The 12359-nt window shown below is 68.4% G+C and carries 12 protein-coding genes; 6 read left to right on the forward strand and 6 right to left on the reverse strand.

The features are described 5' to 3' along the window. Positions 1-68 precede the first annotated feature (68 nt). Both AC6CHL_RS07950 and AC6CHL_RS07955 read left to right on the forward strand, forming a co-directional pair. The gene (locus AC6CHL_RS07950) at positions 69-518 is read left to right on the forward strand and encodes a SufE family protein (RefSeq protein WP_038687415.1); all 450 of its coding nucleotides are present in this window, start codon (positions 69-71) and stop codon (positions 516-518) included. Beyond that, positions 515-1768 (forward strand): MFS transporter, encoded by a 1254-nt coding sequence (locus tag AC6CHL_RS07955; protein ID WP_038687413.1) that lies wholly within the window; start codon positions 515-517, stop codon positions 1766-1768. Before AC6CHL_RS07950 ends, AC6CHL_RS07955 begins: the two co-directional genes overlap by 4 nt. A gap of 326 nt (positions 1769-2094) precedes the next feature. Here AC6CHL_RS07955 and dksA read toward each other — a convergent pair whose 3' ends face one another. After that, positions 2095-3333, reverse strand: coding sequence for an RNA polymerase-binding protein DksA (gene dksA / locus AC6CHL_RS07960; RefSeq protein ID WP_498294085.1), 1239 nt, complete (start codon positions 3331-3333; stop codon positions 2095-2097). Positions 3334-3605: 272 nt separating this feature from the next. On the opposite strand from dksA, the gene yidD reads away from it, so the two are divergent. Genes yidD through AC6CHL_RS07975 form a run of 3 tightly spaced genes read left to right on the forward strand, consistent with a single transcriptional unit; the run spans position 3606 to position 6056 of the window. Continuing rightward, positions 3606-3863: a membrane protein insertion efficiency factor YidD gene (gene yidD / locus AC6CHL_RS07965; RefSeq protein WP_019182827.1), complete on the forward strand. Its 258-nt coding sequence runs from the start codon at positions 3606-3608 to the stop codon at positions 3861-3863. A 1-nt stretch (position 3864) separates the two neighbouring features. After that, the gene (locus tag AC6CHL_RS07970) at positions 3865-5211 is read left to right on the forward strand and encodes a dihydroorotase (RefSeq protein ID WP_498294086.1); all 1347 of its coding nucleotides are present in this window, start codon (positions 3865-3867) and stop codon (positions 5209-5211) included. Further along, the gene (locus AC6CHL_RS07975; RefSeq protein ID WP_498294087.1) at positions 5211-6056 is read left to right on the forward strand and encodes a M23 family metallopeptidase; all 846 of its coding nucleotides are present in this window, start codon (positions 5211-5213) and stop codon (positions 6054-6056) included. Before AC6CHL_RS07970 ends, AC6CHL_RS07975 begins: the two co-directional genes overlap by 1 nt. Before the next feature lie 601 nt (positions 6057-6657). Here AC6CHL_RS07975 and AC6CHL_RS07980 read toward each other — a convergent pair. The 5 genes from AC6CHL_RS07980 to efp form a co-directional block, all read right to left on the reverse strand. Continuing rightward, positions 6658-7365, reverse strand: a complete 708-nt coding sequence (locus tag AC6CHL_RS07980; protein WP_498294088.1) for a squalene/phytoene synthase family protein — start codon at positions 7363-7365, stop codon at positions 6658-6660. A 173-nt stretch (positions 7366-7538) separates the two neighbouring features. Beyond that, positions 7539-8228 carry a phosphoglycolate phosphatase gene (locus AC6CHL_RS07985; protein WP_447594764.1) on the reverse strand — a complete coding sequence of 230 codons (690 nt, stop codon included), beginning with the start codon at positions 8226-8228 and terminating at the stop codon, positions 7539-7541. Continuing rightward, positions 8212-8943: a bifunctional 2-polyprenyl-6-hydroxyphenol methylase/3-demethylubiquinol 3-O-methyltransferase UbiG gene (gene ubiG / locus AC6CHL_RS07990; protein ID WP_038687402.1), complete on the reverse strand. Its 732-nt coding sequence runs from the start codon at positions 8941-8943 to the stop codon at positions 8212-8214. The genes AC6CHL_RS07985 and ubiG overlap by 17 nt, the downstream gene beginning before the upstream one ends. Before the next feature lie 16 nt (positions 8944-8959). Continuing rightward, the gene (locus AC6CHL_RS07995) at positions 8960-10303 is read right to left on the reverse strand and encodes a TRZ/ATZ family hydrolase (RefSeq protein WP_038687400.1); all 1344 of its coding nucleotides are present in this window, start codon (positions 10301-10303) and stop codon (positions 8960-8962) included. Between the two features lie 205 nt (positions 10304-10508). Further along, on the reverse strand, positions 10509-11078 hold the full coding sequence (efp, locus tag AC6CHL_RS08000; protein WP_038687396.1) for an elongation factor P: 570 nt from the start codon (positions 11076-11078) through the stop codon (positions 10509-10511). Between the two features lie 100 nt (positions 11079-11178). Between efp and epmB the strand changes: the two genes are divergently transcribed. Continuing rightward, positions 11179-12207: an EF-P beta-lysylation protein EpmB gene (epmB, locus tag AC6CHL_RS08005; RefSeq protein WP_498294089.1), complete on the forward strand. Its 1029-nt coding sequence runs from the start codon at positions 11179-11181 to the stop codon at positions 12205-12207. The last annotated feature ends 152 nt before the right edge of the window (positions 12208-12359 follow it).

The following is a 12359-nucleotide window of genomic DNA, read 5'->3' on the forward strand; positions in this document are numbered from 1 at the left end:
TGGCCGGGTGTTCCCCCCGAACCACCACGGCCTGACCACGGAAGGCAGCTACCGGCCCGGAGTCCCCCATGACCCTTGCTTCCCCGTTCCCGCTTGAACCCACCGCTGCCGAGGCACAGGCGGCCATCGCCGATGAATTCGCCTTCTTCAGCGACTGGTCCGAGCGCTACCAGTACCTGATCGATCTTGGCCGCAAGCTGCCCACCTTCCCCGACGCGTGGAAGACCGAAGAGCACCGCCTGCTGGGCTGCCAGTCGATGGTGTGGATCGTGCCCGAGGGCAACGCGCAGCAGCTGCGCTTCCACGCCATCAGCGACTCGGCGATCGTCTCCGGACTGATCTACCTCGCCCTGCGGGTGTATTCGGGCCGTTCGGCCGCCGAGATCCTGGCCACCGAACCGACCTACATCCAGGACATCGGCCTGTCCCGCCATCTGTCGCCCACCCGCAGCAACGGCGTTGCGGCGATGCTGGCCTTCATCCGCGAGACCGCGCAGTCGCAGCACGCCCAGTCGTGAGTACCGACGCCCCTGCCGAGCCCGCCGAAAGCGCGCTGACCCTGCTGGCCCGTCCCGGCTTCTCGCTGCTGCTGGCCTACCGCATCTGCGCGATGCTGTCCTACCAGATCGTGGCGGTCACGGTGGGCTGGCACATCTACGAAGTAACCCGCAATCCGTTCTCGCTGGGCCTGGTGGGGCTGGCCGAGGTGCTGCCGTTCTTCTGCGTGGCCCCATTCGCCGGCTATCTGGTCGACCACCTGCCCCGCCGCCGGCTGGGCATGGTTGCCGCCAGCGGCCTGGTGCTGACCGCCGTGGTGCTCACCGCCGTTGCCCAGGGCTGGCTGCCGTTCCACGGGGTGTGGCCGATCTATGCGGCCATCGCCATGACCGGCATGGTCCGCGCGTTCCTGTCGCCGATCTACAACGCCCTGTTCGCCCGCGTGCTCGAGCGCCAGCAGTACGCGCGTGGTGCGGGCCTGGGCGCGGTGGTGTTCCAGGCCGGCATGGTGGCCGGCCCGGCGCTGGGCGGCCTGCTGGTGGCCTGGGGCGGCAAGGGGGTGGCCTATGGCGTGGCGGTGGCGGTGGCGTTGATCGCGGTCGGCTGCCTGGCCGTGCTGCGCGTCTCCGAACCGGTGCACACCGGCCCGGCCGCGCCGATCTTCAAGAGCATCGCCGAGGGCGGTCGCTTCGTGCTCGGCAACCGGATCATGGTCGGGGCGATGGCACTGGACATGTTTTCGGTGCTGCTCGGCGGTGTGGTGGCGATGCTGCCGGCGTTCCTGCATGAAATCCTGCACCACGGCCCGGAAGGCCTGGGCATCCTGCGCGCGGCCCCTGCGCTCGGGTCGGTCTGCGTGGGCCTGTGGCTGGCCCGCCGGCCGCTGCAGCGCAATGCCGGCCGCGTGCTGCTGTTCGCGGTGGCCGGCTTCGGCCTGTGCGTGATCGGCTTCGGGCTGTCGCACAGCTTCTGGCTGTCGGCGCTGATCCTGTTGTTCTACGGGGCATTCGACGGCGTGTCGGTGGTGGTCCGCTCGACCATCCTGCAGCTGGCCACGCCGGAGGAGATGCGCGGCCGCGTGTCGTCCATCAACGGCATCTTCATCAGTTCGTCCAACGAACTGGGCGCGTTCTATGCGGGCACCATGGCCAAGCTGTTGGGTCTGGCCCCGGCCGTGGTCCTGGGCGGTTTCGCCGTGCTCAGCGTGGCCGGCATCACCGCCTGGAAGAACCCGACGCTGCGCCGGTTGAACCTGCGGGATCTGCAGTAGGTACCGACCGTTGGTCGGTACGGCGTTGTCGCACCCCCGTGGCGACGGCAGCCGACCAACGGTCGGCTCTACCCCGGTGCGACCCGTGATGGGTTCCGACCCGCACATGCGACGCACCGTCAAGGCGCTGGCGGGTCACCCTCGGCAGGACACGCCAGATCCCCTCCATGGTGCTCGTCTGGCGCCATCCATGGCGCCAACGGTCCTGCCGAGGGTGACCCGCCAGCGCCCGCGAGATGGCAATCAGGCGCCGCGCGCCTCGCCACCGAACCACAAAAAAGCCCGGCCGAAGCCGGGCTTTTCACTATCCATCAACCACCAGAAAATCAGTCGCCCTGCTGCTTCTGCAGGTGCTCCCAACGTTCCTGGGCGTCGATCGTGCGCTCAGCGGTGAGACGCGCTTCCAGACGATCCAGGCCGATCTCTTCGCCGGTGTCCACGCAGTAGCCGTAGTCACCGTCTTCCAGACGCTTCAGCGTGCTGTTGATCTTGCCGATCAGCTTGCGGTAACGATCGCGGGTACGCAGTTCCAGCGAGTTCTCGGTCTCGCGGGTGGCGCGTTCGGCTTCATCGCCGATGTCACGCACTTCTTCCTGCAGGTTGGCGATGGTCTGCTTGGATTCCTCCACCAGATCATTGCGCCAGTGCTGCAGACGCTGGCGGAAATACTCCAGCTGCAGCGGGCTCATGTATTCCTCTTCCGCACTCGGCTTGTAGCCGTCGGGCAGGATCGGACGACCGGTGGCTTCGTCAGTCTTGTATTCCACCACCTTGACCTTGGTGCGCGGTGCCGGGGCGGACGAGCGCGCTGCCACGGCAACGGCGACCTTGCCGACCGGACGCGACACGGGCTTGGGGGCGGACTCGGACTTGGCGGGGGTTTTTGCAGGCGATTTCGAAACGGGCACGGGATTCTTGTTTTGCGGGGCCTTGGAGGCGGGGGCGGCTGCTGCCGGCGCCGGCGCGGACGCCGGAGGGGTAGCAGGTTTGGCCGCGCTCTTGGCCGGGACAGACTTGGCCGTCGCCGGCGATGCCGGCTTCGGTGCGGACTTCACTACGGGTGCTGCAACCGGCTTGGCGGCCGGCTTGGTTGCCACGGGCTTGCTGGCGGTTTTACTTGCCTTCACCGGCTTGGCTGGCGGCTGTTTGACCGCCGCCTTCTTCACCGGTGCTGGCGTGGAGGCCGGCTTGACAGCTGCCGGCTTCACGGATTTTTTCGCGACGGTCTTGGCCGGTGCGGCCTTTTTCACCGGCGCCTTGGCGACCGGCTTGGCCACCGCGGCCTTCTTGGCCACGACCTTCTTGGCAGGCGCGGCCTTCTTCACCGGTGCCTTGCTCACCACCGGCTTCTTGGCGACGGCTTTCTTCACCGCCTTGGCCGGGGTCTTGGCGACAGGTTTCTTTACGGGTGCCGTCCTGGTCGCCGGTTGTTTGGATGCAGGCTTGCCAGCCGGCTTGGCAGCCGGTTTCTTGGCAACGGACTTGGCCGCCAACTTCTTAACAACAGGCTTGGCGGTTTTCTTGGCGGCCTTGACGGCCTTCTTTGCAGTTTTTTTAGCAGCCACGAAACGCTCTTCCTTGGTTTCCCCGGGGCCCGGGAAAGCGGGCCTTTATAGCCTACCCGACCAGCAGCAGCAACCACACCGCCTACTCCGTTCAGCCCCGGAGTCGCAAGGCGTGGAGCCGGTCCGCCCGTCCAGCGGGGCCGGCTTGCGCAGTTCGGTACCTGACCCGGCCAACGGCCGGGGCGGCCCGCCACGCGCGTGGGCGCGGAGGGGACCAACGTCCCATCCTGCGACAAATGCGCCCTTCATGCCAACTGCCTTAAGATTGGCAGGTGATCTCACGCCTGCTCATTGCCCTGCTGCGCTTCTACAAGCGCTTCATCAGCCCGCTGCTGGGGCCGCGCTGCCGCTTCATGCCCAGCTGTTCTGAATACGCCATGCAAGCCATCGCCACGCATGGGCCCGCGCGCGGCAGCTGGCTCGCCGCGCGCCGCCTGGGCCGCTGCCATCCCTTCCATCCCGGTGGCATCGACGAGGTGCCCCCGCGCGCCGCGCACGACGCTGCCTGCCGCTGCACAGGAAAACACTGAAATGTCCTCCACGCTCATCGTCAACGCCCGCCTGGTCAACGAAGGCACCATCCGTCAGGGCGACCTGCGCATCGAAAACGGCCGCATCGCGCAGATCGGTACCGGCCTGGAGGCCCGCCCGGGTGAAACCGTGGTCGATGCCGCCGGCCGCTGGCTGCTGCCGGGCATGATCGACGACCAGGTGCACTTCCGCGAACCGGGCCTGACCCACAAGGGCGACATCGCCACCGAGTCGGCCGCGGCCGTGGCCGGCGGGCTGACCAGCTTCATGGACATGCCCAACACCAACCCGCCCACGCTCAACGCCGAGATCCTGCAGGCCAAATACGACGCCGCCGCCGGTCGCGCGCGCGCCAACTACGGCTTCTACATGGGCGCCAGCAACGACAACCTGGCCCACATCCAGTCGCTGGACCCCAAGACCGCGCCGGGCATCAAGGTGTTCATGGGCGCCTCCACCGGCAACATGCTGGTGGACAACCCGGAAACCCTCGACGCCATCTTCCGCGACGCGCCGACGCCGATCATCACGCATTGCGAAGACACCCCGATGATCGATGCCAAGGCCAAGGAGTACGCCGAGAAGTACGGCGATGCGCTCAGCGCCGAGCAGCACCCGGACATCCGCTCGCGCGAGGCCTGCCTGAAGTCCTCCGAGCTGGCCGTGTCGCTGGCCAAAAAGCATGGCACCCGCCTGCACGTGCTGCACATCTCCACCGCCGACGAGCTCAAGCTGTTCGAACGCGGCCCGCTGATCCGCGCCGATGGCAGCCGCAAGCAGATCACCGCCGAAACCTGCATCCATTTCCTGCGCTTTGACCGCAGCGATTACGCGCGGCTGGGTAACCTGATCAAGTGCAACCCGGCGATCAAGGAAGCCAGCGACCGCGAAGCGCTGACCCGCGCCGTGGCCGAGGACGTGATCGACGTGCTGGCCACCGACCACGCCCCGCACACCTGGGAAGAAAAGCAGAAGCCCTACCCGCAGGCGCCGTCGGGCCTGCCACTGGTGCAGTACGCGCTGGTGGCCGCGCTGGAGCTGGTGCACGAAGGCAAGCTGGAGATCACCCAGGTGGTGCAGAAGTTCGCCCATGCGCCGGCGCAGCTGTTCGACGTGAGCCAGCGCGGCTACCTGCGCGAAGGCTATTTCGCCGACCTGGTGCTGGTGGAGGACGTGCCGTTCACCGTGAAGCGTGAGGACGTGCTGTCCAAGTGCGGCTGGTCGCCGTTCGAGGGCATGACCTTCCGTTCGCGCATCGCCTCGACCTGGGTCAACGGCGAGCAGGCGTGGGACGGCGGGAAGCTGGTGGGCGCGCCGAACGGCCAGCGCATGAGCTTCGACCGCTGATGCGGGCATCGATGCTGGGCCTGGCCCTGCTGGCGGCGGGTGGCGCGGGCGTGACTGCCCTGCTGCCGGCGCCGGCCCAGGCACAGGCCGACACGCGCGTGGTGTTTCCGGCCAGCGCGTCGCAGGGCGCCATGGTGATCGGCAAGGTGCCGGCGGGCAGCGTGGTGCAGTACGCCGGCCGCACGTTGCGGGTGAGCGGCTATGGCAGCGTGGTGTTCGGCATCGGCCGCGATGAGAAGGGACCGCTGCAGCTCCAGGTGCAGCGCCCCGACGGCGGCAGTGACACGGTGAGCATCGCGGTGACCCCGCGCGACTGGCCGACCGAACGCGTCAACGGCGTGCCGCCCAAGACAGTCAACCCGCCCCCGGCGATTGCCGAACGGATCAAGCGCGAGCAGGCCCAGGTGACGGCGGCGCGTGCGCGCGACGACGACCGTGCCGACTTCGCCAAGCCCTTCATCTGGCCGGTGCAGGGGCGCATCAGCGGACGCTTCGGCAATGCCCGGGTGTACAACGGCCAGCCCGGCGCAGGCCATTCGGGCATGGACATCGCCGTGCCCACCGGCACGCCGGTCAAGGCCCCCGCGGCCGGCGTGGTGACCTTCGCCGGCCCGGACCTGTACCTCACCGGCGGCACCTTGCTGCTGGACCACGGCTTCGGCATCAGCTCGAACTTCCTGCACCTGTCGCGCATCGACGTGAAGGTGGGCGATCGCGTCGAGCAGGGCCAGGTGATTGCCGCGGTTGGGGCCACCGGCCGTGCCACCGGCCCGCACCTGCACTGGGGCATGAACTGGTTCGACACCCGCATCGACCCACTGCTGGTGCTCGACCGCAGCAAATAGCCGGTAGGCATCGACCGTTGGTCGATGCACGGTAGTGCCGGCCGCTGGCCGGCTCCCCGCCATCCATCCATCGCGCGAAGAGCAGCCGGGCAGAGCCCGGCGCTACGGCTGTTGCGATCCGGCGCCGACCAACCGGTAGGCATCCACCATTGGTCGATGCGTGCGCGACAACCGGTAAGCATCGACCGTTGGTCGATGCACGCGCGACAACCGGTAGTGCCGGCCGCTGGCCGGCTCCCCACCATCCATACATCGGGCGAAGAGCAGCCGGGCAGAGCCCGGCGCTACGGGTGATGCAATCCGCCGCCGACCAACCGGTAGGCATCGACCGTTGGTCGATGCACGCGCGACAACCGGTAGTGCCGGCCGCTGGCCGGCTCCCCGCCATCCATGCATTGCGCGTAGAGCAGCCGGGCAGAGCCCGGCGCTACGGGTGTTGCGATCCGGCGCCGACCAACCGGTAGGCATCGACCGTTGGTCGATGCACGCGCGACAACCGGTAGTGCCGGCCGCTGGCCGGCTCCCCCACCATCCATCCATCGCGCGAAGAGCAGCCGGGCAGAGCCCGGCGCTACGGCTGTTGGAGCGGCGTTGCGCCCGATCAGCCCCGGCCGGCCCACCACGTGCGCAGCAGCGTGCGCATCGGCGTGACCTTCAGCTCGCGACCCTGCGCACTGGCCTGCAGCCGCGTGCGCGCCAGCGAGGCGTACATGCGCCGTGCGCGCGGGCCCGGCACGCGGGACGGCCACCGTGCCAGCAGCTGCTGTGCCCAGCGCTGCGCGGCATCGCCTTCGCCGGCGGCCAGCAGCGAACGCGGCACGGCCGCCACACCGGCGGCATTCAGCCGCTGGGCCAACGTCTGCACCAGCACCGGGGTGGCCACATCACAGCGCGCGGGCGTATCGAACATCACCGCTTCCACCGCGGCCACCGCGGCCGCATACGGCTGCAGCGCCTTGAATGCCTGCGCCGGCTCCAGTGCGGCCGCGCGGGCTTCGATCAGCTCCGGCAGCGCATCGGCCAATGCGGTCCACGGCGCACGCACCGGCTCCAGCAGGCGGCCCAGCGGGTGGCGCGAGCGCTGCCCGGCCCAGCTGCGCAGCTCCTCGCCCCACCACGCCAGCTTGGCATCGGCCGGCATCGGGTCACCACTGGTATTGAGAATGTCGTCGAACTCCTGCAGCAGCGTGAACCACGCCACCACCAGGGTGCGCTGCGCCTCGGGGACGAACGGTTCGGCCACCGACCATTCCGGCCAGCGGGTGCGCCACTTGTCCAGGAAACTGTCGAGGGCGCTGGAAGTTGTCACGGGGGAAATCCTTGCAAAGGGGCGGTGCCCACCAACGGTGGATACCTACCGGGGGTGCGCAGCGGCTCAACGCCGGTGCGTGCCTGGGTTGTGGTGTGTACCCACCAACGGTGGATACCTACCAGATCGCGTGTGTACCCACCAACGGTGGGTACCTACCGGATCGCTACGGGTCAGCCGCGTGCGGGCGGCCAGGCGTCGGCGCGCTGCAGCTGCGCGGGGTGCTCGATCATGCGTTCGGCACCCCAGGCCAGCGGGTCGTCGGCGTCCAGCCGGTAGCCCCAGAGGGCAGCGACCGAGGCCATGCCCGCCGCGTTGGCGGCCACGATGTCGCGCTCGTCGTCGCCCACGTAGATGCAGGTACCCGGCGCGATGTTCATGCGCTCGGCCGCGACCAGCAGCGGCAGCGGGTGCGGCTTGCGCTGGGCCAGGGTGTCGCCACCGATCAGCACCTTGCAACGCGCGTCCCAGCCCAGCTGCGGCACGATCAGCCGCGCCAGGTACTCGGGTTTGTTGGTCACGATGCCCCAGGCGCAGCCCGCTGCATCCAGTGCATCGAGCATGCCGGCCACGCCGTCGAACAGCACCGCGTGCTGGCCGATCAGCGCTTCATAACGCTGCAGGAACTCGGGCACCAGCGCGTCGCGCTCGACCTGGCCAAGCTCGGGAAACGCCACCGACACCATCGCGCGCGACCCCTTGGACACCACCGGACGCAAGGCGTCCAGGCGGATCGGGGCGCGGTCGCGCGCGGCCAGCATCGCGTTGGCGGTGGCCAGCATGTCCGGCGCGCTGTCCAGCAGCGTGCCGTCCAGGTCGAACAGAACCGCGTGCGGAAAACCGGACTCAGACACCGGCGGCATCGTCCGGCTTGACCGCATGGGCCAGATAGTTGATGTCGGTGCGGGTGCTCAGCCGCGCGCGGTTGCGCCACGGCTCGTAGGCCATGCCGCTGACGTCGCGCAGGCTCAGGTCGGCCTCGCGCAGCCACTTGCCCAGCTCGGCCGGCTTGATGAAGTCCTGGTAGTGGTGCGTGCCCTTGGGCAGTAGCCGCGCCACGTACTCGGCACCGACGATGGCCACCGCGAAGGCGGCCGGGGTACGGTTGACCGTGGACAGGAACAGCTGGCCGCCCGGCTTGAGCAGGCGGTGGCAGGCGGCAATGATCGCGCCCGGGTCCGGCACGTGCTCCAGCATTTCCATGCAGGTGACCACGTCGAAGCTGCCCGGCTGTTCGGCGGCCAGGTCCTCGGCGGCCTGCACGCGGTAGTCCACCGTCACGCCCGACTCCAGGCTGTGCAGGCGCGCCACCTTGACCAGTTCCGGGGCCAGGTCGATCGCGGTGACGTCAGCGCCCTCCTTGGCCAGTGCTTCGCTGAGCAGGCCACCACCGCAGCCGATATCCAGCACGCGGGCGCCGCGCAGCGGCACGCGCTGGGCGACGTACTGCAGGCGGACCGGGTTCAGCGCATGCAGCGGCTTCTGCGGGCCGTCGACGTCCCACCAGCGGTTGGCGAGGGCGGCGAACTTGTCCAGTTCGGCCTGGTCGAAATTGGTGGAAGCGTGAGGGGTGTTCATGGGGATCCTTGGTGCATCAAGCACGGATGTGTCGGATGCGCTCGCGCCACTGGCGCGCGTTGGCGACGATCGCCGCGGTGTCCATGCCGACCAGTTCGCGCTGTACCAGCTTGGGCTGGCCGGCGATCCAGACATCGCTGACCTGGTGGCGGCCGGCGGCGTAGACAAGCTGAGAGAGCACATGGTGCAGCGGCTGGGTTTCAAGCGCGGACAGGTCCACGCAGACCAGGTCGGCCTGCTTGCCCACTTCGATCGAGCCGATGCGGTCGCCAAAGCCCAGCGCGCGCGCGCCGCCCAGGGTGGCCGCGCGCAGCGTGGTGGCCGCGTCCAGCGCGGTGGCATCGTTGGCCACGGCCTTGGCCAGGATCGCCGCGGTGCGGTTCTCGCTGAACATGTCCAGGTCGTTGTTGCTGGCGCAGCCGTCGGTACCGATGGCCAGGTTCACGCCGGCACGCTGCAGCGCGCACGCCGGGCAGAAACCGGAGGCCAGCTTGAGGTTGGATTCGGGGCAATGCACCACGCTCACGCCGCGCTCGGCGCACAGGTGGATTTCCGCTTCGGTCAGCTGGGTCATGTGCACCGCGATCAGGCGGTCGTTGACCAGGCCCAGGCGGTCCAGCCGCGCCAGCGGGCGCTGGCCGTGCAGCTTGATCGAATCGGTGATTTCCTGCGCGGTTTCATGCGTGTGCAGGTGCACCTGCATGTCCAGCTGGTCGGACAGCATGCGCACGCGTTCGAAATTGGCGTCGTTGACGGTGTACGGCGCGTGCGGCGCGAACGAGGTGCCGATCAGCGGGTCGTTGCGCCACTGGTCGTGCAGCTCGCCCGCCTTGGCGAAGTATTCGTCGTCGGTCTTGGCCCAGGCGGTCGGGAAATCGATGATCACCGCGCCAACCAGGGCACGGAAGCCGTGCTGCTTGTAGACGGCGGCCTGGACGTCGGAGAAGAAGTAGTTTTCGTTGGCGCAGGTGGTACCGCCGCGCAGCATCTCGGCGATTGCCAGGGTGGTGCCGTCGGCCACGAATTCCGGGCCGATCACCGCCGCTTCCACCGGCCAGATGTGCTGCTGCAGCCAGACCATCAGCGGCAGGTCGTCGGCGACGCCCCGCAGCAGGGTCATCGGGTTATGGGTGTGCGCGTTGACCAGGCCCGGCATCAGGGCCGCGTCGGGGCGGGATACGGTCTGCTTGGGCGCAAAGCGCTCTCGCGCTTCGGCGCGCGGCAGGATCGCGATGATCTCGCTGCCGCGTACGGCCACGGCATGGTCTTCCAGCACCACCGCATGCGGTTCGATCGGGACCACGTAGCCGGCTTCGATCAGCAGGTCACAGGTTTCGGGAATGCGTGCGGTGTCGGTCATGCGGGCTCACTTGTCTGGGCGGACGACCCGAGGGTGTGGGCGACCGGGACGCTCTGGAACGGGACGCTTTTGACGTAGAGCCGACCGTTGGTCGGCTGCGTGTGGCATCGGCAGCCGACCAACGGTCGGCTCTACCGTCATCCGGCCTTGGCCGACAACAGCAGCCGACCAACGGTCGGCTCTACCGTAATCCGGCTTCGCCGGATTACTTGCCTGCGCGTGCGGAGTATTCGCCCGAGCGGGTGTCGACCTTGATGATTTCATCCTGGTTGACGAACAGCGGCACGCGGACCACGGCGCCGGTTTCCAGGGTGGCCGGCTTGCCGCCGCCGCCGGAGGTGTCGCCACGGACGCCCGGGTCGGTTTCGGTGATCTTCAGCTCGACGAAGTTCGGCGGCTGGACGAAGATCGGCTCGCCGTTCCACAGGGTGACGATGCAGGACTCTTCGCCCTTCAGCCACTTCTCGGCGCCGCCCATGCCGGACTTGACGGCCTGGACCTGCTCGAAGGATTCCGGGTCCATGAAGTGCCAGTACTCGCCGTCGCTGTACATGAAGTCCATGTTGGTGTCGACGACGTCGGCCTTTTCCACGTCATCGGTGGCCTTCATGGTCATTTCGACCACGCGACCGGACTTGATGAAGCGGTACTTCATGCGGGTGAAGGCCTGGCCCTTGCCCGGCTTGACGTATTCGGTCTCGGTGATGACCGCCGGTTCATTGTTGACCAGGATCTTCATCCCGTTCTTGACATCGTTCATGCCCACAGTGGCCATGCTGAAACTCCTGAATGGGCAAACGCCGCGCAGGCGCGGCGAGCCGGATAGAATGGAAAACCCACCGGCACCGGTGGGGTGACTCGTTTTTCTGACCGACATGATAACCGCAGGCCCCCATTCCATGCAGCTTTCCGCCACGCCCCTGCCCACCCCCGTGCGCTGGCAACAGCTGTGGCGCCAGGCGGTACGCGACCCGAGGGCGCTGCTGCAGCAGCTGGGCCTGGACCCGGATGCCCTGCCCGTATCGGCCGACGCCGCCCGCCAGTTCGCGGTGCGCGTGCCGCAGGGCTTCATCGCCCGCATGCGCCACGGCGACCGCCACGACCCGTTGCTGCGCCAGGTGCTGCCGATCACTGATGAAATGCAGGTGGTGCCCGGATTCAGCCTGGATGCGGTCGGCGATGGCCTGGCCAAGAAAGCCACCGGGGTCATCCAGAAGTACCGCGGCCGCGCCCTGCTGGTCACCACCGGCAGCTGCGCGATCAACTGCCGCTACTGCTTCCGCCGCCACTTCGACTACGGCACCGAGAACGCGGCCAAGGAAGGCTGGCGCGAGGCGGTGGACGCCATCGCCCAGGACCCGGACATCGACGAGGTGATCCTGTCCGGCGGCGACCCGCTGTCCCTGGCCACCCACAAGCTGGTCGAGCTGACCGATGCACTCCGCCAGATCCCGCATCTGCGCCGCCTGCGCATCCACAGCCGCCTGCCCGTGGTGCTGCCCGAGCGCGTGGACGAGGACCTGGTGCAATGGATGGCCAGCCTGCCCTGGCCGTTGGCGTTCGTGATCCATGCCAACCACGCCAACGAATTCGATGCCTCCGTGGACGCGGCGATGGCCCGCCTGCGCGGTGCCGGCGCCACCCTGCTCAACCAGGCGGTGCTGCTGCGCGGGGTCAACGACTCGCTGCAGGCCCTGCAGGACCTGAGCGAGCGCAGCTTCGCCGCCGGCGTGCTGCCTTATTACCTGTACCAGGTGGACCGGGTGGAGGGCGTGGCCCACTTCGAGGTCAGTGACGAGACGGCCAAGGCACTGCACGCGCAGCTGACGACGCGGCTGTCGGGCTACCTGGTACCCAAGCTGGTCCGCGAGATTTCCGGCGATGGCAGCAAGCGCCCGGTGTGAGGCCAGTGACCACCAACGGTGGTCGCCTACCGGCGGGGATGCGCTGCGACCACCAACGGTGGCCGCCTACCGGCGTCGGCGACAGCGCGTAGCGCCGGGCTCTGCCCGGCTGATCCGCCAATGTAAATCCAGCCGGGCAGAGCCCGGCGCTA

The sequence above is a fragment of the Stenotrophomonas sp. GQ19 genome, from assembly GCF_059758695.1.